The sequence below is a fragment of the Bradyrhizobium sp. CCBAU 51745 genome (genome assembly GCF_028128715.1).
Classification (GTDB): Bacteria; Pseudomonadota; Alphaproteobacteria; order Rhizobiales; family Xanthobacteraceae; genus Bradyrhizobium; species Bradyrhizobium manausense.
In genome coordinates this window covers 46211-69250 of sequence record NZ_LBJP01000071.1, presented here as the reverse complement: position 1 = coordinate 69250, position 23040 = coordinate 46211, and the positions used below count along the sequence as shown (strand labels likewise).

Sequence of the window (23040 nt, the reverse complement as noted above, 5' to 3'; positions counted from 1 at the left end):
TACTTTCGCTCATGACAGCAAGGCGTCAAGCGCCTCCGCGGGTGTTTTCCAACCCAGTGTCTTTCTCGGTCGGGCATTGAGGGCCGCTGGCACAGCGGATATCTCGTCGGCGCTGTGGATGCTCAGGTCTGTGCCTTTCGGGAAGTACTGCCGCAACAAACCGTTGGTGTTCTCGTTAGTGCCGCGCTGCCAAGGGCTTCGCGGGTCGCAGAAGTAGACCTGGATACCCGCATCGAGCTTGAGACGATCGTGCTGAGCCATTTCGGCTCCCTGATCCCAGGTTAGCGAGCGGCGCAGCTCTTCGGGCAAAGTGATGATGGTGCGCGTGATCGCGTCGCGCACGGCTTCGGCCCCATGTCCCGCGAGGGCGGGCCCGTTCTTCGCGCGCGGAGCTTCGCCATGTCCCGCCAACCGTGTAAGGTGTAAGAGCATCGTAAAGCGCGTCGTGCGCTCGACCAGCGTGCCGATTGCCGAGCTGCTAAGACCGAGGATAAGGTCTCCCTCCCAATGTCCCGGCACTGCTCGATCGGCCGCTTCAGCGGGGCGCTCACTGACCATGATCTCCGGCGAGACAAAGCCCTTAACTCGCCTGCGTACGCGTGCTCTGGGCATCCGTAACACACGCCCTGTTCGCAAGCAGGCCGTCAGTTCGCGGCGTAGCGCCCCGCGGCCCTGAACGAAGAGGGCTTGATAGATAGCTTCGTGGCTGATGCGCATCGTCTTGTCGTCCGGGAAGTCGATCGGCAAGCGTCGGGCAATCTGCTCAGGGCTCCAGGCTTTGGCCCATCGCCGATCCTTGCGCGGCCCATGCCGGCGGCCCTTCCACGGAACGGCGGGACCAGGAACAGGAGTGCCGCTCGGAGTCACGACGACACCAGCAAGTCGCTCTTCCACATAAGTGCGCAAGGTGGTGTTGAGCGCAAGCTTGGTCAGCTTCGGACGACGGGCCGATCGATCTGCATGCCACTGGGCAGTCGTCGCCCGGTACTCCAACCCGCCGCTGCGGGTGGCCGCATCGCGCCGCAGTTCACGCGAGATTGTCGAGGCAGCCCGACCGAGGCGGCGCCCAATCTCTTGTATGGAATGGCCCTGCACCTTGAGGAGTGCGATCTCCTCGCGCTCTACCAATGAGAGGTACCGCCCAGAGAGCGGCTTGGCCGAAGATCTGAACATCGCTGGTGGCATGCCGCCCGCCTTTCGGAACCATCTGGTTCCGACAGGTTGCGACACTCCGGCTTCGAGCGCAGCCTCTTCGCTGCTCAGTCCGCCGGCAATCGCCCGCCAGAATCGATTTTGTTCATCGCGCCCTGCAGCAGACGGTCGTCCTGGCGATGGTAATGGCGCTCGTCCTGACCGTGCCGATCGCCGCTTTCGAATGCTCATCGCAACCTCCACCTCCAGAGTGTTGCTACGACGGCCTGAATCCGCCCAATATGCCTCACGCGCCTATCCCAATGCCCTAAGGGGGCCGGCATCACCCCATCGATGAGCCGCAAGGCCGATTGCTACCATAACGCCCCCATGGAGAGCTTCTTCCATACCTTGAAGACCGAGCTCATCCATCATCGCCAATACAACACCCGCGCTGAGGCCGAGCGCGACATCTTCGCCTTGATCGAGGACTTCTATAACCGAACAAGACTCCATTCCGCCATCGAATATCGCCCGAAGCGAAATGGAGCTAAAAGCCGCCTAACACGTCCACTTTTCGGGGGAAGTTCACCTTCTGAGACGCTAAGCGGGCGGATTCCAGCCAGAAATCTAGTTGGAAGCCCGTTCGTTTAGAAGTTCGTCAAGTTGCAGCAGGATGGAATCCGGCACTTCATCCAGCGCGTGCCGATGCTATCAACAGCCCGAGAGCCCAGCATACTGAAGCCGTACTAGGATCTAGGCGAAGTTATCCGCGTTTTATAACGCCAAGGATTGCCCGCGCCTCAGCCGGTGTTGCGACGCTAGCGCCCATGCGCTCAACGATACCCACCGCATTCTCGACCAGCTCGCGGTTGGATGCCAGCACACCACGCCGCAGGTAAATGTTATCTTCCAATCCAACTCTGACATGGCCGCCAATCGCCACTACCTGTGCGACCATGGGCATTTCATCGGGACCACAGCCAAATCCACCCCAAATGGCTCCCGCGGGCAAAAGCTCCCGCATAGCCTGGAGAACGATCGGAAGGGCCGGCGCACCATTTCCTGTACCGAGGCAGAACTGAAAGAGGGGAGAGCCATCAATCGCGCCCTCGGATATTAGCTTCTTTGCGGTTTCAATGTGGCCTAAATCAAAGCATTCCAACTCAGGCTTGACGCCGGCCTCCCGCATAAAAGCCGCCATCTCTCTCAATTCGGACATACGTGCAACATAGATGCGCTCTCCGAATGTCATGGTAGCGCAATCCAAGGTACTAAGCTCTGGCTGAAGCTTGACCGCGTGGAGACATCGCCCCGCGGGATTCTTAAGCGTGCTCGCTGTACCGACTTTGATAGGGTCAACGGAGTCAAGAACCAGTGCGCCGTCCATTCCGCAGGTCAAGTTGATGATGACGTCAGTTGCCGCGTCTCGGATCTTCTTTACGACCTGTTCATAGAGTTCGAATCGGTTCGACCCAAGACCGGTGTTTGGATCACGCACGTGGATATGAACGACCGCGGCTCCTGCCTTAGCTGCCTCCAGCGCAGCATCTGCAATTTCCAATGGCGTCTTGGGAATGTTCGGATGTTTCGCGAGGACTGCGCTATCGCCCCCAGTTACTGCACACGTGATGATCACCTTCAGGGACATCAAAATCTCCTATGTTAAGTCTACGAAATTAAGTTCAGCAAGCTGGCCACTATTGTTACAGGTAGCCCGAACTCGCCGGCCGCTAGCCTTTATGTCTAGTCGATTTCCGCGGAAGGGAGCGCCTTCAGCTCCGCACCTCGCAACCGACACATTGGCGATTGCTTCTAGATGCGCTTTAGAGGTTCATCTGCCTCCCGGAGGCGGAATTTAAGCGAATACGGACGATTCTTGCAGATTTACCATCAGGCAATACGTCCCATCAGCCAAAACAGGTAGCTCCGTCGAATCCAAGTTCTTCGAGAGCCTTCGATTTCGTGAACCGGTTGGCAATCGAGGTTTCACTTGAAGCCGCGCTGAACGTTTCGACGGAGAAACGGGGGGCGTTCCTCGAGTCTGGAGTCCACGAGGACGCCGTCGCACGGACGCGAGAAGACGGTTTGAATGCGGTGATCGACCAAAAGTGCAGACTCCAAATCGGGACGCGTGGATATAGTTAGTTTCCTCGGTTAAACTAAACACGGCTATAATCAGTTACGAAAGGGACGTCGGCCTATGGACAATGGCGGAAGACCATCATCCGACGGGCGGCTCCAAGACGAGAAGTAGCTACTGATGTCGGCCGCGAACGGAGCCACCCTTCGAGCCACTGGATCAAAGCATAGGTTGAGCGTCTCGACCATAGAAACGAGATCGCCCGCGCTTTCGAGGCGATGAAGAAGATGAAATCGTTTGGTGTCCGAGGCAATGAGGGATGTCCGGATTTTCAATAAGGGCGCCCAAGTGCAGTTCGGGAACATAACGAATATACGTCTCGGTCATGACAAACTGAAGACCTGCCTCAGATTGATCACCACCCCTTGCCCGGCGCCAGATCTCGATACTCGCAAGATCGGCGATGCGCTGGTAGGTCAGGAAATTGACGTGATCAAGCTGGTCCCAGTCCTTCTCGACGCCCCTTCCCAAGTTTTGACCCAACTCATGTGTCGCTCTCCCAAAGGTTGTCCTGATTCGCTGCAACTCGGAGCGAATTCCCACGACGCCAGCGTTGCGCAACGCGATCAGCCCTGCCTGACCATTTGCCTGTTCGGCGTATTTCTGCAGCAGCGCCTGATCAGGCCGAAAACTTGCAGGCGCTATAAGCCGCCGTCCATTTCCACGGCCGAGACTTTCCACGAACTTACCCCGAAAGGGACGGATGGTTGCTCTTACCGAGAAACAGTATCGTAGACAGGCCCCATCCAGTACGCCGCGCCCGAGCGACTGATCAGGGGAGGATTGCCCACCGAGCGGCTGGTCGCGCATGTGATGGACGCGAAGTATCACTGGCATTTGCCGCTTTACCCCAGGCGCAGATGCTGGCGACCCACGGAATAGCGCTCGACCGTTCCACGCTCGCCTTCTGGGTCGGCTATGCCACTGATCCGCATGGGGTGGTCTATGCCTATGCACGGGGCCGCGGCGCCGTTCATGGCTTGCGGCTGCTTGAGGGCACCGCGGCATCATCCACTGCGACGGCTATCAGGCTTACAAGACCATGACCCGAGAGACGCGTGCGGACGCCCTGTCCGGGACGCTCGCCTTCTGCTGGTCGCATCTGCGGCGCCAGTTTGTGAAGATCGAGCGGGAGGCTGCGCCGGCGCCAGCTCCGGTGCCCGCGACGCCCTCGAGCGCATCGCCCAGCTTTACGCGGTTGAAAAGGTACTCCGCGGCCGATCTGCGGACGAGCGCAATACCGGCAGGCAGGAGCATGCCCGGCCTCTGGCGGCAGCCTTGAAGCAGTGGTTTGAGGATCACCTTGCGCAGAAAAGCGAAACGGCGAAGGCATTGCGCTATGCGCTGCGACGTTGGGCCGGCCTGACGCTCTACCTAATGATGGGCGCATCGAGATGGACACCAATGCTGGACGAGCGTGCCTTGCGGCCGATCAAGCTCAACGCCAAGAACTCTCTTTTTGCCTGACGTGCTTGCGGAGATCCGGCCACTGGCACAGTCCGCCGTCTGGTCAACTCCCAATGTCGATAATTGAGCGGATTGCACGAAGGTGCCATGTATTGGGGCGAGCGTCAGGTTGACCAAAATCGGGTTGGAGGAGTTCGCGATGCGAATCGACAGGTTTTACGTGTCCGCTTGACCAGCAGGACGATCGGCGCCCACGCTTGCGTCGAACTCGTCATTCATTTAGCGCGATTGCGATCCACGCTTCGCCGATGTTGCAGCTTGAGGCAGTGTGATGGACGCCGGGTCATTTGCTGCGAAAAGGAATCTAGATCAAGGGAGTGGCTAACTGTGAATACACATCTTGAGAGTGGAAGATGGATACGTGCTATTCTTGGCCGATTGACCTTACCTTTGATCGTCGCGCCAATGGCTGGTGTTTCTGGGGTGGAATTGGTGACCACTGTCTGCCGGTCGGGAGCGATCGGTGCGTTTCCCACAACCAATGCCCGAACGGTTGAGGAGCTCGATCACTGGCTCGTTCGGATTGAACGAGACTTCGCCAACCGGGATCGGCCCGTCGCGCCGTACTGCCCAACGCTCATGATGCGGCACCGACGATTCAAGGATGATTTGGCTTGTCTAATGCGTCACAAGGTGGAGATTGTCATAACTAGCGTCGGGTCGCCGGCGCAAGCAGTCCATACCTTGCATGAAATCGGCTGCCTTGTGTTTGCCGACATCGCCTCGCTGCGCCACGCGGAAAAGGCGATCGAGGCCGGTGCGGATGGTTTGATTTTGCTCTCCGCTGGCGCGGGAGGGCATACCGGATGGGCGAATCCATTTGCTTTTGTCCGCTCGGTCCGCGCGATATTCGATGGTCCGATTGTCCTTGCGGGCGGAATCGCAAATGGCGTTTCGCTAGCGGCAGCTCGCGTGCTAGGGTGCGAGCTCGGTTGCATGGGTACTCGCTTTATAGCCACTTGGGAAAGCATGGCGAGCGACTCCTATCGTCAGATGTTAGTGAATAGCACTCTTGACGACATTGTCTTAACCAGCGCGTTTTGGGGACTTCCTGCGAACGTGTTGCGGGGTTCCATAGTGGCGGCCGGTCTTGACGCCGCCAAACTTGGGGACTCAGTGTACCACGCAACGCTGAAAGCAGGCAGTAAAGGGTCTAGTGAAGGACCGCCCCAATGGAGCAACATTTTCTGTGCTGGTCACTCGGTGTCAGGCGTCAGCTCAATCGTCGGTGCAGGCGAGCTTGTCAAGGAGATCTCTCAAGAGTACGAGGAGGCGTTAGCCAACGTCGTTCGCGCTCGTGGCTGGCCTTCAGGACCGTAGGGCAGCTGAATCCGCTGCTTACTGAGTGAACATGAAAGATCTGGTGGTGCAGACGGAAGTTTAAGTCCTGGAGAGTCTCACTCGCAACTTCGAGAATTGGAAAACGAGGCTAGCCGGATAAATGCGCAACAGGGATAAGAGGTGAACAAATTCGGCTCGCGGAAGGGCGACCGCATCGATCCATCTGCTCAGGCGGACGCTTCTTGAATACCGCGTTCTCTTTCGGCATAATGCGGCCGCTTCGTCTTGAAATCCTCAAGTCGCCGAATTCCAATTCTAGATCGTCGCCTCTGAGATCTCATCCTTGCGAGCCAGGTGAAGCCAGGTGAGCGATCATGACCCAGCCTTATACTTCTTATTGGCTTCATCTGTTCCCCTTCTTCGCCCCGGACTGTAACCTTCTGGTACATCCTTATGCAGGTAAGTAGTAGGTATCACGCTCCTGTGGCCGTGACACCGCTCACCTCGATGCCAACCTCTAGCGGCGCCGGTAACTCGTCAGCAAAGGCGGTCTCTAAGTTGAGGCATGCCACTCGATCACCTTGTCCAGAGCTCGGACCGAGACTCCCGTGCCTTGGAGAAGTGGTCGGCCGGCGAACATGGGTGGGACTCCATCAACTTCCTTACCCCAATAGACTCCGCTCATCTGCGACACTGGGATAAGAACAATCTGAGGATGCTCGGCCTCGAACGCTTTAAGAGCCATGCCGATTGGCGATTCGTCATCGATGCTCATCGGCAAATCTTTCCCCCATAGGAGGATGTCAAACTCACCGCTATCTCCGAGTATCTGCATGCACCTGCTCAGGACCTCGGTATTGAAGGCACTCTGGGCGCTCAGATCCAGAGGATTGAAGCTGTTCGCAAATGTAGGAAGGGCGGCTGCCAATCGTTTGCACAACTGATCAGAGAACGAAACAAGGTTTAAGCTCCGCGTAGACAAAATCAGATCGGCCATCATATTTCCCATGCCACCTGAAAAGCTCGCAAAGGCGACGCGATTACCCCGCGGTTTACGGGACGCTTTGAAAGCGACGACGGTTTCGATCAGGTCCTCAGCCGAATCCACAGCAATCACACCCAATCCTTTGAGGAACTGCATGTCCGTTTCGTAGCTGTTCGCGGCTTGTGTTGCGGTGTGTCGGCTGATGCCCTTGCGCACCTCAAGATGGGCGCCGACGCGCAACATGATGATTGGCTTGTCTCGTTCCCGCGCGCGCGTGCAGGCAGCTGCGAAATTGTCCGGATCCTTTAGCCCTTCGGAATAACTCACGATGACTTCTGTTTGTGGATCGGCAGCGAAGAAGCTGATTACGTCGGCTGTCGTTACGGTGACTTCGTTACCGGTCATAGCAATTTTTCCTATGCCGATACCTCTGCCGATCAGAGGATGCATAATTGTGAACATCTGACCGCTCTGGAAAACGCAACTGACGCCCCCCGGAACGATTTTAGGTATCCTGCTATCTCCAATGGCGATCATTGGCCGGTGCAGATTGATGACCCCGAAGGTGTTGGGCCCAACCACCACTGTTGTCGGCGAGTGCTTTGCCAAGCGCTCAATTTGCTGCTGTCTTGCGCGGCCCTCCTCAGTGTCGAGTTCAGCGAAGCCGCTTGAGATGATCTGCACGGCGCCCACCGACCTGAGCTTGCATTCCTGCAAAACAGCCAAAATGTTCCCAGCCGGAACACACAGAACGGCAAGGTCGACCTGGAAGGGGACGTCTGATATGCACTTGTAACAGTTTACACCGTCGACCGTACCATAGTTCGGGTTAACGGCAGCGATACTCCCGTTGAAACCGCACGACACGATGTTGTTAAGAATGCATTTCGCGAAGCTCGGTTTCGGCGAAGCACCTACGACGGCAATTCCCTGCGGCTCGAAAAGTGATCGGAGGTTACGTTCGCCTCTGATCATCTCCAATTTGGCCAAATTAGAATCAAACGCCGTGTTAAATCCACGTACTGTTGTCTTTTCACTAGATTGGGACATGTAATTCCTCGTACCGTCGAGCTGAAAAGGAAGGAGACTGCCGCGGTTGTGGGAGGCCGCGCGAGTACCACGATCGCGCGTCGGATCGTCGCGAGCGGTTACATTGTTGTTGATGCGTCACCGGGTCCCGCAATCCAGTTCATCTGAAAGTCTACCATTGGCGGACGCAAAGAGCGCCGCGTGTGAGGGCAGGAGAGCGTCTTTCGTCTTTGCATCTAGGCACCGTTCTCACCATGTGAGTGCGCTTCCAAAAGCAACCGCCGTGCCAGCAGCGCTGAACCGCATTGCGGCTTTGAATTGTTTCAAAACCGCGTGCTACGAACGGAAATCCATGTATTTAATCCAACAGCCGTCGCGTCGTTGTCTGAAGCGGGACAGTATCTGCGGCTGTACGCGCTCTAAGCGAGCGTCTGACGTCGCTAAATTTGATAGTTGCATTATTAGAAGCGCTCAGCCTCGATGCGAGATATCCCGAGTGGCGCTCCTTCGCTCACGTAAAAAGAAGCGCGGCTTCTACACGTAGGTATTGTCTTGCAGACATGCCGACAGGATGTCTGACTAGCTACAGCGATGTCCGAACTCCGACTACTTTCGCTTCGTTCCAGACGTTGGTGGTCGGGCGTGAGTTTTCGTTTCTCGTGACAGAGGACGCGCCAACGGAATTCAAAACTGGCCCGACAATTGCTCGGAAGACTGGCGCCGCGACCAGGTGGACAGCTTGATGAATCTACTCGAGCCTGAGATGGCTTTACGCTGGTAAATTGAAGTGTCGTGAACTTCCTACAAATGTTGTTCAGCCGCTCTTGGCATAAGTCTAGCTTGCTATGTGAAAAGAGTGCGAATGGTTCCGAGGCGGTCATGGCTTTGCAATTGCAGCGTGGCTTGAGCGCGGTAGAAACAGGGACAGCCAGAGGAGGTCGGCAGTTTCTGCGACTAATGCAATGTCGGGGGGGGCTAACATCCACATGCGAGACTTTTGCGGCGGACTGGCGAACGCCCGAGATATTTTGAGTTAGGTTCGGGGTATTCAACAGTCGAATACTTGCGCGCCGCCTGGGATCAACGCCGGGCCTGCGCAGGCGAGCGCATCGAAGTGCAGGTGACGAGTCCAAAAGCGGTGCTCGAGAACGCTAAGATCAACGTGTATGTCTGAGGCGAAAATTCATGAGCGATGCGTCTATGTTGGTATCCGAGAGGCGGCCGCGGGAAGTCGGACTGCTGGGAAGTGGAGTAATTGGAAGCGGGTGGGCCGCGCGTTTCATCCTTAATGGAGTGGACGTGCGGATGCATGGCCGTTCGCCCGGTGCGCTCCAACGCGTACAGGAGAAGTTGGCAAAAGCGCGTCGCGCATATCGGCGATTAAGCCAAGCTCCGCTGCCATCCGAGGGATCGCTGACGGTGGTGAATTCGCTTGCCGACGCGGTGCACGGTGTCGATCTGGTGCAAGAGTCCGTGCCGGAGCGCTTGGAAGTCAAGCAGCAGCTATTTGCCGAAGTCAGCCGGGTGGTGGGCCCTGAAACGTTGATCTGCTCGTCGACTTCGGGCTTGGTGCCGTCATTGCTGCAGGCTAAGATGGGGTATCCCGAGAGCCTACTCGTCGCCCATCCGTTCAACCCGGTGTACCTAGTGCCTTTGGTTGAACTGTGCGCAGGACAGCGCACAGCGCCTGCGGCTCTGGCGCGGGCGGCAGAGATCTACCGGGCTATCGGGATGCACCCACTCGTCGTGCGCAAGGAGGTGGACGGCTTCATTGCGAACCGGCTGCAGACGGCGGCATGGCGTGAGGCGCTGTGGCTGGTGCACGATGATCTAGCCACCGTACAGGAGATCGACGACGCGGTCCGCTACTCTTTTGGACTGCGTGGAGCGGTTTTTGGCCCTTTTGGGACTTACTTCGTCGGCAGCGGCCAAAAGAGCTTTCGCAGCTTCTTCGAGAAATGGGGGCCCGGGCGGAAATCGTCTTCAAAGCTCGAAGAGATACCCGAGTACACTGATGCCTTTCTGGACAAACTCACCGAGCAGTCGGACGCACAGGACCAGCTCGAGAACCTAACCATTTCTGAGTTTGAGCAGAACCTCGACGACGGCATTGTCGCCGTGCTGAAGGGATTACGCTCTCTGAACTATGGTGCTGGTGAGACGCTGTTGCGTTGGGAAGAGGGCCTGCGCGACCGCGTTCCGAAGCTAACTGGCAGATCCGACGCAGACCCAGCGCCAGAAATACCGAAAGGCTGAATGCCCAAATCAGAGCCGCCAGCTGTTCTCCTTCTGCAACGCCACCCACGTTCTGGTCCGTCACATTGGTGACCACGGTGAGCTCGTCTCAAGGGGCGATCGAACACTTGTCCAATCACGAGCAAGATAGTTCGCGGAGCATGACCATGCAAAAATCCATCCTGGTTGAACGAGTGGTTTGGTCCAAGCTTGACGGTCTTTTTGCCGCGCGTTTAAAGAAGGCGCTATCGGACCTGCTCTCCCTGCTGCGCCACCACGTCTGCCGCGATCTGTTCGCGATTGACTTGCCGTCGCGCCGCGTAGTGGACTGGTCGATGAGCGCCGCCATGAGTCTCGGCTCATGACAGACAAACTGTTGATGACCGTCTGGCGGCGCGGCAGGCCGGACGCGCTGTTACATCGTTCCGACCGAAGCAGCCGGTATACCAGCGATTAATTTCGGCAATTGATTGCCGACCATGGGCATCGTCTGGGAAGTAGCTAATCCGGTGTCCATCAGACCGGCGGCAGCTCACCCATGCAGTGTCTTCCTTTGCTGCGTACCAACACCTCACCAGGGTTGGTAGTGTCTCATTCCTTGTTGACGACATATCATCGAACACGAAGCCCCTCTTCTGACGATGGTGCAGGTCTCGGTGATCACAAGCCGGGCCAACCAGCGGAAAGATTGGCTCCATTGAGTAGGCTTGTCCTATCAAACTGACTTCAAGGTCCAACAATGCCCCTCGCAGACTCAAATCAAACGCACCTCCGAGAGCGCGTCGCAAATAGGTTGAGAAAAATAGAGACGCTGGAAGCCGCATATGAGACGATGACGATCGGTCAGCTTGTTTCAAGCAGGGCGAGAACGCATGGGTCAACGACCGCAATTAACGTCTTTGAACGAGGTGAGCACGCGACATACTTGGAGATGGACAGATTGTCCAACAAGTATGCATGTGCGCTGCGTAAATTCGGCGTACGGAAGGGCGATCGCATTGGAGTGATGCTATCAAACCGTCTTGAGTTCCCGATCCTATGGTTTGCGATTGCGAAGCTCGGTGCGGTAATGGTCTCGATCAACTTGCGCTACATGCCCAGGGAGATAGAATACATCTTGAGAGATGCAGAGGCCAACTTTGCGATCGTTGACGAAAGTGTATGGTCGGTATTCTCAGCGATGGAGACTTGGCCGGACCGCCTCGCGAAGGAGCGAGCGATTCTCGTTGGGCAGCCTTCCGGAAAGGGAGCTACTCTCGATGCGTTGCTCAAGGGCGCCGACGCCTCATTGGTCGAGGAGGATATCCGCCCCGACGACCTGTTGAACATTCAGTATACTTCAGGCACGACAGGTTTTCCGAAAGGGTGCATGTTAACGCACGACTACTGGAGTGTGTTCTCATACCAAGCGGCAAGTTGGGACGAGCGGCCGTACCAAAGATACCTCTCCGGGCAGCCTTTCTTTTATGTCGATGGGCCATGGCATCTTCTGCAGACATATAGACAAGGTGGCACGCACTACCTGGCTCCTCGGCTCAGTTCGAGTCGATTTGTCGGTTGGATCAAGCAGCACCGCATCGAGTGGTGCCAATTTCCCGAGCTGATGGCACGTCAGGCCGAGGCAAGAGACGAAGACGGGGTGACATGCCTAAAGCAGATCCTGAATTGGGGCTGGGGTCCGGATACGATACGCCAATTCCGGAAGCGGTTTCGAGTGCCCACGCAGGAGGCTTACGGGATGACGGAAATCGGCTTCGGCACACGCATGGCGAACGAATTTAACGAACTAGCCGACTCGGGTTCGGTGGGGATTCGCGCACCTTTTCGGGAGCTGCGGTTGATGAACAAGGATGGCAGCCTCACGCCGATTGGCGAGATCGGCGAGCTGTGGGTTCGAGGACGCGGGGTTTTCAGCGGCTATTGGAAGAATCCAGAAGCAAACGCTGCGTCGTTCGAGTCCGAATGGTTCAGGACCGGCGATCTGATGCGTCGCGATGAACTCGGATTTCATTGGCTGGTGGGGCGCATGAAAGACGTGATCCGCCGTTCGAGCGAGAATATCGCGGCACGCGAGGTGGAAGCGGTCATCCGAGAGATTCCTGAAATTGCAGATGTAGCCGCCGTGTCGGTTCCCGATAGCAAGCGGGGCGAGGAGGTTAAGATTTACGTCGAGCTGAGGGAAGGCTTCACGCCAGACAATTCGATGGTTAAGCGCATTGTGGAGCATGCGCGCACGCGCCTGGCGGTATTCAAGGTGCCGCGTTACATCGGCTTCTCTCGGGAGCTTCCAAGAGCCGCCTCCAGCAACAAAGTGCTCAAACGTGAGCTGACGGCGGTGACTGATCCGCTTGCCGGCGCCTATGATACAGAGGAGAAGCGCTGGCGCTGAACGTCTTTTCACCGTTTGCGTGAGCAGATGCCAAGGCCTACCACGAAACCGCTTATGCCTTCCACACGTAGCGCTTCCTTTGCAATCGCTGCAAAAAGGGCAGCCCAATGTGCCGCAACAGACGGTGATCTATTGTGCGCTTCTGTGCAGCAGCGCAGCTAGCAATAAGCCTTGAACGCGCTTTAGAGTTGTTTGACTTGGTAGCGACGAAAACAGGGAGTCGATCGTAAGTTCGTTTGTACCTCGGCTCGACCGAGTTCTTGAGAAAGTGGTGTTGAGTGCGATCTCGGCTCTGGATTTGGGCGCAGCTAGCAGCCGACTGCCAAATCGTTGCTTGATCAGGACGGAGAATGAGATGCAGCAGCAAATAACACCCGGCGGTAAGTGTCGATCAAACCGATCAGTTTCGGATCCTTGAACCCTATTGACCTGCCACTGCATTTTCATCCAGCGGCAGTTAGAGTCTCGGGGTTTTGTACGCCAAGTGGCGCGGATGGAGCAATGGACGATCGGCGGAGCTGGTCGGGGTTGCGCAGCCGATCGTCCGTTGCGGTGAGGTGGGCGGCGTAGGCCGCGGGGGTCAGGTATTTCAGCGACGAGTGGGGACGCTGGAGATTGTAGTCGGCGACCCAGTTGGCGATCTTGGCGCGGGCGTCATCGAGATCAAAGAAAAGGGTCTCGTTGAGTAGCTCATCGCGCATCCGGCCATTGAAACTCTCGACGAAGCCGTTCTGCATCGGCTTTCCCGGCGCAATGAAGTGCCAATCGACGGCTGCGTCCTTGCACCAAGCGAGCATGGCGTTGCAGGTGAATTCGGTGCCATGGTCGGACACGATCATTCCTGGCTTGCCGCGTCGCTGGACGATTGCCGTCAGTTCGCCGAGATCGACGTCTCCGGAATGGCGCCCAGGCATTCCTTGGTGACGTCGTCGACGATGTTGAGGATGCGGAAGCGTCGGCCATTGGCGAACTGGTCGTGGACGAAGTCCAGCGACCAGCGCGCGTTCGGCCTCGCCTCGACCAGGATCGGGGCACGGGTCCCCACGGCCTTGCGGCGAGCCCGCCGTTTGCGGACGGTAAGCCCTTCCTCGCGGTAAAGCCGGTAGATCCGGTTGATCCCCGATGGCTCGCCCTCCCGCCGCAGCAAGACGAACAACCGGCGATAGCCGAAACGCCGCCGCTCGTTGGCGAGGTCGCGCAATCGGCCACGCAGAACTGCGTCCGGCGGGCGGCTGGAGCGATAGCGGATCATCTTCCGATCCGCCCCCACAATCGAGCAGGCCCGCCGTTCCGACAGGCTCATGACGGCCTGCAGATGCGCGATCGCAGCGCGCTTGGCGGCGGGCCCTACCATTTTTTTGAAAGGAGCTCGCGAAGTGCGGCCGCATCGAGCATCTGCTCGGCCAGAAGCTTCTTCAGCTTCCCGTTCTCCTCTTCCAAGGCCCTCAGCCGCTTCGCTTCGGAAACGTCCATGCCGCCGAATTTGGCCTTCCAATTGTAGATCGTCGCCTCGGAAACACCGTGCTTGCGAGCCAGGTCGGCTGTCTTCGCCCCGGCCTCATGCTCCTTCAATACCGCGATAATCTGCTCTTCCGTGAACCTTGCTCGCTTCATCTGTCCGTCCTTCTTCGGGCCGGACTCTAACTCCTTCTGGAGGAAATACGCAGTGGCAGGTCAACGGAGGCGCGCGATTGCGGATCGAAGTTCTTCTCGGGCACGGTTCCAGCCAGCGGTGACATTGCCCATGACCGCAGCGTTTTGCTCGATGGCATCTTCGAGTTCCTCGAGCGCTGCTGCAACCGCGTCGGGAGCGGGGCCTCCCCCAGCGCGAGCCGTTCTCGCAATAACACCTGGAGGTGGCGAAATGTCGGGATTAAGCATCCCGCCATCTTGTGCAATCGCCGTCAGACTTGGTGAGCCACGTTCGATAGCGATCGTAACGAGCTCCCCGACTTGATTGTGAGCGGACCGAAAATCAACTTCCCCGCCGAGCGTGAGGCGCGTCGCCGTTTCCATGGCATTCACGAACGACGTTTCGAGCATTGCGGATGCTTTGTCTTCGGCGATGGTCAAACCCGACAAACATAACCGGATGAGACACGCGGCGCCAATGGAATGGTCGATCCCGGGCCAGACATTGCGCGTAGCCTCCGTTCCGACTGCAACGCAGTTCGTGAAGGGAGTGCTATGCATGGCGGTCACTGCAGCCACGAAACAGCCAACGATCGCGCCTGTTTTTCCTTGGACCTGCTCCAGAAGGAAAGGGTTGCGCTTGTGAGGCATCGCGGAGCTCGATCCCACTAGTTCGTCTGGTAGAGTGGCCAATCCGTCTTCGCCAACCCACAGCAACAACGTCTCGGCGATCCGGCTTAGAGATGATCCTAGGATCGTGCAAGCTGCCAGTAGGCGAAGAACCAGATCCCGAGAGGCCACACTGTCGATCGAGTTAAGTGTCGGGCTCGAGAAGCCGAGCAGCCCGGCTGTCAACTCCGGGAGGATGGGCAAGGTCGTGCCACCGCCGGCGCCGGCCCCGAGGCACGAAATGTTGAGAATAGGATGCACGGTCAGAAGCGCATCTAGATCGCGCGCGAGCGCGGTGGCGAAGGCCGTCAGATGGTGCGCAAGACTGGACGGCAATGCTGGTTGACGGTGGGTGTGCAGCGGGAAGACGGTCTCAAGGTGTTCGCGAGCGAGACTGCACAGCAGTCGCAGAAGCTTTAGTAGTTCGTCTGACAGCTCCTGATACGGCGTTCTCAGCTTGAGCTTCAGGAGGGTCGCATTGATATCGTTTCGGCTCCGGCCAAGATGTAGATTGCTGGCTCGGTTGCCAATTACTGAACGGAGATGATCCTCATAAGCGAGATAGGAGCCACGGGGAGAAAGGCGAGTTGCAATGCTCTGAAAGTTTTCAGCTTGCAGTTTATCGAGCTCGGTCAGCACTTTTCGGGCGAGATTGCGGTCGATCAATCCCACTCGCTCAAGCATGATGGCCTGAGCTCGATCGATATCGGCGTAAAAGGGTAGCTCGTCCTTCGCTGCACGTTGTAGATCACTGTCGAAAACGATAGCGCTGGCTTCAGGATGAAGAGTCGATTTGATGCGGCCTGTGCTTTGCAAGGATATCTCCTCATGCGCCACGGATGAAAGCAACGGCAGCTTCGGCGCGCCGGGCAACAGCAGCTGGGTCGTCGCCAACTGCAATGACGTGACCGATCCGGTCGCGGAAATCGTTGCGCCGCCTGAACTCTATTGGGGGAGTATGGTAGAGTACGAATTCCGCCAGCCCGAAGCGATCGACAAGATGCTCGCATTGAGGGAGGGCAAAGGGGCCTTCACGCGCCGGCACGATGAATCGTATTGAGCCGTGAGCGCCTCCCCTCAAAGGGAGCGAGGACATTCCGAGCAGGCTGCGCAGGACCGCGAGGACCGGATCAAAACCAGTTGTGTAACGAAAAAGAGTGGGGATCGAACCACCAGCGAGACGTGGATTGACCTCGATTATCGTGACACAATCCTCGCCGACCCGGAGTTCGACGTGAGCTGGTCCTTTCACGTGGCGGAGAACTTGGATGGCACGGAGCGCCTCATCTTCGATTTTCACGCGCAACCTGGACAGCATCGGTGCTGGTATATCATGTCCGATTTCAACGAAATGCGGCAAAGGTCCAAGGTGCTTCCGGGTTACGCCAATGATCTTGCTATCGAGAACTTCGACGGAATATTCCTCGCCGGCGACATACGACATAAGAAGAGCACCGGGCTGGATCGGGCGGCCACGCACGTCATTCGTAGTCCCGAGTAGCTTGCGCAAAGCGTCAGCGGCGCTTGTTTCGGTGTCCACGAAGGTGACGCCGATGCTGCCGGTCCCGCTGATCGGCTTGGCTACTGCAGGCAACCCGATTTTCTTGATCGCGTGGCTGATATCGCACTCCGCACGCACTGTCGCGCTATGGGGCACGCCGATACCTGCCGCCCTCAGGGCGGTGGCCTGGCGCTCTTTATCTTGACAAAGTGCGATTGCATTTGGATCCGGACCGGTAAGCCCCCGCCGCCTGGCTTCCAACGCTGCTGTGTAAAGGTAAAAATCGCTGGAAGTCGTTAATAGCGCAATCCGCATGTCCGTCGCGATGCTATCGATTACAGCTCTAACATCGCTTTCTGAAAACGTGTCGCATGTGTGTAGCTCGACGTTCGAAATGCGACTCAGAAAGCCATATCGCTCAGGTGAGGCTGTAACAAAGATCGGAACGAGCCCAAGTTCTCGCGCTCGGAGAATAAAGTCGGCGCCCGAGCCTGTGGTGTTGGATTCGATAAAGATCGCAGCTGAGTTGGTCACTTGTGTATGCTTCAGTTGGGGCAAGGTTGACAACCCATCACCTCGGTCAACGAGCGACGGCTCCAGTTGAAACGGCACCAGCCGCTATCAGCATAAAGCGGATGAGAAACAAGGACAGGCTCGGTCGCGGCGAGTGCGGCCTGATAGCCGTTGGCGCGCATCCACGTGGGATCGTAAACGTTGTGCTCGTAGCGATTGCTGTCGTCAGGAAATACCGCGAGCACCTTGCTTTTTGGGGACTGCTCGGCGCACCACTTAGCGACGAGGTAGGCCGCTCCGCTCGTGGGCCCACGCTTTAACGAAGTCTCCCGGTGAAGTCGGTGCGCAGCTTGATATGCTTCGTTAGCGCCGAGCCAATGGATTTCATCGAAAGCTTCGTGGAATAAGTTGCCTGGGAGAATGCTATTGCCGAGGCCGCGCAAATCACGTCGCCTCGCCGGTTGGCCGAACAAGACGCTACCGAAGGTGTCGATCCCGACGAGTCTCATTTCGGGAAAGAATGCGCGGCAATAGCGGGCAAGGCCACAGGATGAGCCTCCGGAGCCCACGGTTGCAACCAGAACGTCGATCTTGCCGAAGCGCCTCATCGCCTCCGCAGCTGGACGCGCATAGGAAAAATGGTTGCCAAGGTTGTCATACTGTCGTGACCAAGTAGCTCCGGTCCGCTCCATAAAGTCGAGGAGCGCCTTTTTACGGAGCTGCTGGACGTTCGCATCCGACGCTGTGGCCTCCACTAGGTGAACTTGAGCGCCCAACTGCTCCATCGTGCGTTTAAGGGGGGGCTCGATAGCGCGGTCCCCGAAGATGTGTAACTTGAGCGAGAATTGCATGCAAACGATGGCGAGACCGAGAGCCATCGTTCCGCTCGACGTCTCAACAATCGTGGTGTTAGGGCCGATTGTCCCATCGCGAAGGCCTGCTTCGATGATGTTGAAGGCAGGAAATACCTTCATGACTCTGAAATCGATCGCGGCCAGGTTTTCAGGCCGCAAAGAAACGATCTTGAGGGGCGAATGGGCGTCGACAGTGTCGGAGAGCGTGTGCGCCATCGTCCATCTCAATACGGGGTCGAAAAAGTACAGCGGATATCGAAGCCAAGGCGACCGATCTCGGCTTTAGCCTCATCGATTCGGCTCCGAAGGTCGGATAAATTTGGGTCGAAGATCAAGCCGGCGACCGTGCCGCTATGTGCGACGACAATACCAGCCGATCCGGTATCTTCCTTAATGCGGAGGAGTTCGTCAAACTTCGGCTTCTTGAGTGGGTTCTGCAGGGCGGTCTCGCTCTGTATCGCCGAGAAAGTCGCCACCCGGCCGGCGAGTGCGACGCTCTGCTCTGCAATTGCACGCTCCAAGACGGCCAATGCGCACCCGAAGGCGGCGATCTGATCACGCGAGTAGCGCGCTCGCGGGAGGTGGTCGGTTCCAATGCCACCGTTGGCCGCGCCTGTGTCAAACCCCAAAATGTACATTTGCGGGAGAGGACCGTTGAACACTTGGACAACCTTGCCCATTCGTTGGGCGAAAAGAATGGTGCTGCTTGTGCAATCGAACATCAGGGAGTCGCACGCATGCTCGGCCGCCACCGCAAGCTTCGCCTGGAGATGGGGCGCTAGAAGCAACCGTGATCCCCGATAGGCTGCGGCGCACTTAGCGATCGCACGGATAGAGGCCACTACGCCGCTTGTCGACGAGCCCATGCCGGCGCCTTCCGGAACAAAAGTCCTGACCTCAAGAGTAGCTGCCATATTCCTCAATCCAAAGGCATCGAGGGCAAGTCGAGCGGCGAGCTCACATTTGTAGAAATGATTCGGTGTCACTTGGATGCCGGTGCGGCCGACTTGAGGCGCAAATTTCCCGACGCGGCTCGGCTCCAACGTCGCACGGGCTTCCGACCCATCGGCATGCGGCATGTGAACTGAAACGAGCGCGCGCACCGTGCGGCGGTCCGCCCCTTTTTCCACGGCGAAAGCTCCCTGTAGCAGCTCGCCGAAGTGAGGGTGGCAGGTTGCCACTCCGCATGGCTTCGCGAGCGAGTAGGAGCTAGCAATCCTGCCGTCGCCTGGAGTTCTCGTAAGTGTCTCCGTCATATCGTTCCTCTACCGCGGCCACGCGACGGAGGAGCAAGAGACTTGCGTTGAAGATGGCATAGAAGCCGATGAAACCGGGCTCTCATCCTGTGATGTCCGTCTATGAAGAACGCCATTGAGGCCAGCCAGCGCTTGATTTGCATTGCTACCTTTGAACTGACGATCGTGGCTATAAGTGTGTCGGCGCTCCGGTGACCGCATGCTTTTCGTGGTAACATGCCGGACTGACTTACTAGAGCAGCAACACATTTAGCGAGGCGTACAGATGTGCGCACCTACCAACAGAGGGAGTAGGCTCGCGAAATCACGTCTCAGCGGCCGTCGGGGCATACGGAGATGTCCGGTAAGCACTGTTGTTCCCCGGCGCTCCGTGATATATTCAACTTCGAGCAGTGCGTGGCTGGATTGAAGCCCCGCGATGGAATTACATCTTTGTTGCAGTTATTCGCCTCCGCGAACTCGACTTGGTAGGTTACCAAGGCGGCCGGCAGCGCTCGTTGATCCTGTTGGCCGCAGCAATGTAGTAGAGGCAGCGAGCAACCGCGCACATCTTCAAAGAGGGTGGTCCGGGGGGACAGTGCGGTTCATTTTCGTATTGTTTCAAATCTGGAGGGAGTAGTGCTCTCGTTGTTCGCCCTGCAATGTCGTGGCAGACCGATTGCTCCTGTTCGAATCCGTCTTTGGCCTGAGCTCAGGAATCGCCGATTAGTTGGGTGGCTTGGTCTCCGCGGAAAAGCGCACGATCTAAGTGGCGTCTATTTCGATCGGAGCGAGCTATCCTTCGCGGTCGCCGATCTCATGGGACGAGTACGGCCTGCTACCAACGCTCTGAGAGTCCGCCGTAGCGAGGAAAACCTCTTTCCTGTGATCGTTGAACATTGGCCCCTGGTGTCTGATCGGTGGGACCGGCCTGACTTTCAACCGGTCGATGGTCGAAGCGAATGAGCCTTCTTGTCTCATCGGAGTTATGTCCAATTAAGGACATCCTGTTTGATGCCCGACAAACAGGCAACAACTGTTTACTCGAACAGCCTGGGAGGCGCCTTGAGTCTGCTGTGTTGCGATCATGGAGCACCAGGTCTTATTGGCACGCGGATTGCTGGGGGGCTAACGAATTACGTCATTGCGGAACGATCTCGCTCCGTTCCGAAGGAGTTCAAATGAAACCCTCTCCGTTGACTCAAACAGCTGACGCGGGCAGTGCACCAGACGAATTAACGGCTGCTGGAGGCCTCTCGCCTCGCTTGTCGTCCGCCCAACCAGAGGCATCCCCCCGCACCGTGGTCATGAGATTTATAGAAGGCGATCGCAAGATTGATGCGACGGAGCTGCAAGCCCGTAGCATCACACGTCATCATGTCACAAAATTCTACCGTCAGCAGATCGGCAACAGTGGTTACTACGAGCAGCTAAGACATATTGTGGAGCCCTCAGTTAAGGAGCTCGACAGTCCGGGCGTTTTGGACACGAGTGGTGAGCATGACAATACCGTGGTGCCTGGACTTCAGCACAAGTACGCACAGACGGGATTGCTGCTTGTGACTAACCGTTGTGCCTCATATTGTCGGTTTTGCTTCCGCAAGCGACTAGTCGGCCGAGAATCAGATGAGATCGTCCCGGATGTGGAGAAAGTCGGTCAGTACATTAGCTGCCATCCTGAGATGACAAACGTGCTGCTGTCGGGAGGCGACCCCTTTGTTCTTAGTACGGCAAAGCTTAACGAGATTCTTGCTCATCTGCTCTCGATTCCGCATCTGGCTTCCATTCGAATCGGCACGAAACTGTTCGCCTTTGAGCCAAAGCGCTTCGAGGATCCCGCTATACCTGCTCTCTTTCAACGAATACGTGATGCGGGCAAGACTGCGGTGCTTGTCACGCACTTCGATCACATCGGTGAGATCTCGGTCGATGCTGAGCGGAATATCCGATCCTTGGGTGCACAAGGAGTGCAGTTCCTCAACCAATCTGTGTTGCTTGCAGGCATAAATGACAATCCGGAGATCTTGACAGCGACTTTCGCTAAGTGCCACCAAATTGGGGTCCGGCCTTATTATCTCTTTCAAGCAAGGCCGGTAAAGGGTGCGTCCCATTTTCAGGTGCCGCTTCGTCGCGCAATAGAGATCGCGAACGGCGTCAACCAAAGTCTGGCGGGCATCGAAAAGACTTTCAAATACATCATGTCGCATTACACCGGGAAGATCGAGATTCTTGATCTGGCTGATGATGGACGTATCTATATGCGATATCATCAAAACAAGATCCCGGAAAAAATCGGGAAGATCTTTTCAAGGCAATACGTCGAGTCCGCTTGCTGGTTGGATGATCTGCCGAATGATGGTTCAACTCAGGCGTAGGAGCAATACTCAATGGAATCGAAAAGTGCAGACGAGAGTGAAACCACGTCAAGCTGGCAGGATGAAGTTCTGTGTAGGTTCGAATGTGGCCCGCCGGGGTAGATAGGGTTGCTCTAGCTTCCTCCGTTGAGTGGGTAGCCTGTTTTCGGGAATACTTGCTGTCATGCCAAATGGGCGCCGGGCTGTTCGCTATTTAAAGGATCGCAGGGCACGAAAGGCTTGCGCAGCATGCGTGAAATGCACAATTTGAAGTTCCTAGAATTGAAGGGCCGCTTTTGTTCGGAGTCATCTCCAATCGTTTTGAGTCGAGCGCGCGGATCCATTGCTTTAACGGTGGATGGTCGGAGGATTATCGACTTTTACTCAGGAGCTGGTTCACTAAACTATGGTCACAACAATCATCAGATCAGGGATGCAATTACCCAGTATCTGGTGTCAGATGCAGTAGTCCATGGATTTAACATGACTACTTCCGCCAAGCTCAATTTTGTAGATACTTTCACGTCTGTCGTGCTTCGTGAACGGGGGCTGCCGCAATACAATGTACAATTCACTGAACCAATTGCTGCCAGTGCTGTCGACGCAGCTTTAGATCTTTCACGCGAAGTCACTGGATGTCAGAACATTGTCTTGTTCGCGCGCGGCCAGATTGGAGTGAGTCTAGGATCAATTGCTCTGGGCAGTAGTTGGCTTCGCCGTACCATCGCTCAGGTGTCTCCATGCGGACTAACCGTTGCTCCCTATGACGGCTATCTTGGGCCAACCGTTAGCACGGCCGACTACTTGCGAAAGATGTTGCTGGACCAGTACAGCGGCATTGATCGCCCAGCCGCCATTCTGGTCGAAGCTGTACAGCGAAAGAGTGGCATGAGCGTAGCTCGTAAGGAGTGGTTGCAGTCTATTCAGGCAATCGCGAAAGATTTCGGTGCCCTTCTGATACTTGACGATAGGGAAATGGGTTGTGGCCGTACGGGCGAATTTTTTAGCTTCGAGTTCGCAGGCTTGTCGCCGGACATTGTTGTGATGTCGAATTCTCTGAGTGGCTGTGGTCTGCCGTTGTCAATGCTGTTGATTAAAGATGACATCGACCACACGTGGCCTGTGCAGCACGCCGGTACGGAAAGTGACCTTGCTTTTGCAGCTGCTACGGCTGCCATAGATATTTATTGGCGCAACTGCATCTTTTCGGAGGAGGTGCAACGCATGGGAGAGCTTGCGCGCCGCCGGCTGAATGGCATTGCATCATACCAGGGAAACAGTTTTTCTATTCGGGGGAGAGGGCTGGCGCTGGGCTTTGATTGCCGGAGGTCCGAAATCGCGGAAGCGACCACACGTAACGCCTTCGGCAAGGGGCTGTTTATTAAACGATGCCCTTCGGCTGATGAGGTCATACAATTTTTGCCGGCACTCACGATTGACAGAGCGACTCTCAATCAGGGCCTAGATATATTTGAAGAAGCCTTGGCGGAGGCCCTAAATTGAAGCTGGTCCGTGGCTGACGACAGGACAAACAGGATACGGCGGATCTATCGGGAATTTGCCTGGACTGCTCAACAAAACGCCCAAGCGCGGGGAAGCCAGAGCTGTCCGAGGACGGCAAG

At 56.8% G+C, this 23040-nt stretch carries 15 protein-coding genes and 4 pseudogenes; 9 read left to right on the top strand and 10 right to left on the bottom strand.

Annotation, left to right across the window (positions count from 1 at the left end; translation table 11 throughout):
• Positions 1-9 precede the first annotated feature (9 nt).
• On the bottom strand, positions 10-1383 hold the full coding sequence (locus XH98_RS17655) for an IS30 family transposase (protein WP_271619410.1): 1374 nt from the start codon (positions 1381-1383) through the stop codon (positions 10-12).
• 46 nt (positions 1384-1429) lie between these two features.
• On the opposite strand from XH98_RS17655, the pseudogene XH98_RS17650 reads away from it, so the two are divergent.
• Positions 1430-1662, top strand: a pseudogene (locus tag XH98_RS17650) (integrase core domain-containing protein); the annotation flags it as partial.
• A gap of 235 nt (positions 1663-1897) precedes the next feature.
• On the opposite strand, the gene XH98_RS17645 reads toward XH98_RS17650, so the two are convergent.
• The 3 genes from XH98_RS17645 to XH98_RS17640 all read right to left on the bottom strand — a co-directional run bounded on the left by XH98_RS17645 (position 1898) and on the right by XH98_RS17640 (position 3955).
• Complete coding sequence (locus XH98_RS17645; protein WP_271619409.1) at positions 1898-2782, bottom strand: 3-keto-5-aminohexanoate cleavage protein; 885 nt, start codon at positions 2780-2782, stop codon at positions 1898-1900.
• 527 nt (positions 2783-3309) lie between these two features.
• A complete protein-coding gene (locus XH98_RS41155) occupies positions 3310-3549 on the bottom strand; it encodes a thioesterase family protein (protein ID WP_442868601.1) in 240 nt (79 codons plus the stop codon).
• Positions 3434-3955 carry a hypothetical protein gene (locus XH98_RS17640; RefSeq protein WP_271619408.1) on the bottom strand — a complete coding sequence of 174 codons (522 nt, stop codon included), beginning with the start codon at positions 3953-3955 and terminating at the stop codon, positions 3434-3436. Before XH98_RS17640 ends, XH98_RS41155 begins: the two co-directional genes overlap by 116 nt.
• A gap of 57 nt (positions 3956-4012) precedes the next feature.
• On the opposite strand from XH98_RS17640, the pseudogene XH98_RS41150 reads away from it, so the two are divergent.
• The 3 genes and pseudogenes from XH98_RS41150 to XH98_RS17625 form a co-directional block, all read left to right on the top strand.
• Positions 4013-4424: pseudogene (locus XH98_RS41150) on the top strand (IS66 family transposase); the annotation flags it as partial.
• Complete coding sequence (locus XH98_RS17630) at positions 4364-4741, top strand: IS66 family transposase (RefSeq protein WP_271619418.1); 378 nt, start codon at positions 4364-4366, stop codon at positions 4739-4741. The pseudogene XH98_RS41150 and the gene XH98_RS17630, both read left to right, overlap by 61 nt.
• A 327-nt stretch (positions 4742-5068) precedes the next feature.
• A complete protein-coding gene (locus XH98_RS17625) occupies positions 5069-6061 on the top strand; it encodes an NAD(P)H-dependent flavin oxidoreductase (protein ID WP_442868600.1) in 993 nt (330 codons plus the stop codon).
• 514 nt (positions 6062-6575) lie between these two features.
• Here XH98_RS17625 and XH98_RS17620 read toward each other — a convergent pair.
• On the bottom strand, positions 6576-8057 hold the full coding sequence (locus XH98_RS17620; protein WP_271619407.1) for a CoA-binding protein: 1482 nt from the start codon (positions 8055-8057) through the stop codon (positions 6576-6578).
• A 1164-nt stretch (positions 8058-9221) separates the two neighbouring features.
• Between XH98_RS17620 and XH98_RS17615 the strand changes: the two genes are divergently transcribed.
• The 3 genes and pseudogenes from XH98_RS17615 to XH98_RS17605 all read left to right on the top strand — a co-directional run bounded on the left by XH98_RS17615 (position 9222) and on the right by XH98_RS17605 (position 12660).
• Positions 9222-10292, top strand: coding sequence for a 3-hydroxyacyl-CoA dehydrogenase NAD-binding domain-containing protein (locus tag XH98_RS17615; RefSeq protein ID WP_271619406.1), 1071 nt, complete (start codon positions 9222-9224; stop codon positions 10290-10292).
• 278 nt (positions 10293-10570) lie between these two features.
• Positions 10571-10725, top strand: a pseudogene (locus tag XH98_RS17610) (IS3 family transposase); the annotation flags it as partial.
• Positions 10726-11010: 285 nt separating this feature from the next.
• Complete coding sequence (locus tag XH98_RS17605; protein WP_271619405.1) at positions 11011-12660, top strand: class I adenylate-forming enzyme family protein; 1650 nt, start codon at positions 11011-11013, stop codon at positions 12658-12660.
• A gap of 443 nt (positions 12661-13103) precedes the next feature.
• Here XH98_RS17605 and XH98_RS17600 read toward each other — a convergent pair.
• From XH98_RS17600 to XH98_RS17580, 5 genes and pseudogenes are all read right to left on the bottom strand, one after another.
• Positions 13104-14274, bottom strand: a pseudogene (locus XH98_RS17600) (IS3 family transposase).
• A 60-nt stretch (positions 14275-14334) separates the two neighbouring features.
• Positions 14335-15855, bottom strand: coding sequence for a lyase family protein (locus XH98_RS17595; protein ID WP_271619404.1), 1521 nt, complete (start codon positions 15853-15855; stop codon positions 14335-14337).
• Positions 15788-16996 (bottom strand): ATP-grasp domain-containing protein, encoded by a 1209-nt coding sequence (locus XH98_RS17590; protein ID WP_271619403.1) that lies wholly within the window; start codon positions 16994-16996, stop codon positions 15788-15790. The genes XH98_RS17595 and XH98_RS17590 overlap by 68 nt, the downstream gene beginning before the upstream one ends.
• A gap of 11 nt (positions 16997-17007) precedes the next feature.
• The gene (locus XH98_RS17585) at positions 17008-18045 is read right to left on the bottom strand and encodes a pyridoxal-phosphate dependent enzyme (protein ID WP_271619402.1); all 1038 of its coding nucleotides are present in this window, start codon (positions 18043-18045) and stop codon (positions 17008-17010) included.
• Positions 18046-18053: 8 nt separating this feature from the next.
• Entirely contained in the window at positions 18054-18959 is a 906-nt protein-coding gene (locus XH98_RS17580; protein WP_271619401.1) for a GHMP family kinase ATP-binding protein, read from the bottom strand.
• A 1412-nt stretch (positions 18960-20371) separates the two neighbouring features.
• On the opposite strand from XH98_RS17580, the gene XH98_RS17575 reads away from it, so the two are divergent.
• Entirely contained in the window at positions 20372-21439 is a 1068-nt protein-coding gene (locus XH98_RS17575) for a KamA family radical SAM protein (protein WP_442868604.1), read from the top strand.
• Between the two features lie 228 nt (positions 21440-21667).
• Positions 21668-22921: an aminotransferase class III-fold pyridoxal phosphate-dependent enzyme gene (locus XH98_RS17570; protein WP_271619399.1), complete on the top strand. Its 1254-nt coding sequence runs from the start codon at positions 21668-21670 to the stop codon at positions 22919-22921.
• Positions 22922-23040 lie beyond the last annotated feature (119 nt).

Excerpts from the sequence above, each read along its gene's own strand:
- XH98_RS17655 (WP_271619410.1), bottom strand. The coding sequence starts at position 1,383 with ATGAGCATTCGAAAGCGGCGATCGGCACGGTCAGGACGAGCGCCATTA.
- XH98_RS17645 (WP_271619409.1), bottom strand. The coding sequence starts at position 2,782 with ATGTCCCTGAAGGTGATCATCACGTGTGCAGTAACTGGGGGCGATAGC.
- XH98_RS17620 (WP_271619407.1), bottom strand. The coding sequence starts at position 8,057 with ATGTCCCAATCTAGTGAAAAGACAACAGTACGTGGATTTAACACGGCG.
- XH98_RS17615 (WP_271619406.1), top strand. The coding sequence starts at position 9,222 with ATGAGCGATGCGTCTATGTTGGTATCCGAGAGGCGGCCGCGGGAAGTC.
- XH98_RS17605 (WP_271619405.1), top strand. The coding sequence starts at position 11,011 with ATGCCCCTCGCAGACTCAAATCAAACGCACCTCCGAGAGCGCGTCGCA.
- XH98_RS17585 (WP_271619402.1), bottom strand. The coding sequence starts at position 18,045 with ATGGCGCACACGCTCTCCGACACTGTCGACGCCCATTCGCCCCTCAAG.
- XH98_RS17575 (WP_442868604.1), top strand. The coding sequence starts at position 20,372 with ATGAGATTTATAGAAGGCGATCGCAAGATTGATGCGACGGAGCTGCAA.
- XH98_RS17570 (WP_271619399.1), top strand. The coding sequence starts at position 21,668 with ATGCGTGAAATGCACAATTTGAAGTTCCTAGAATTGAAGGGCCGCTTT.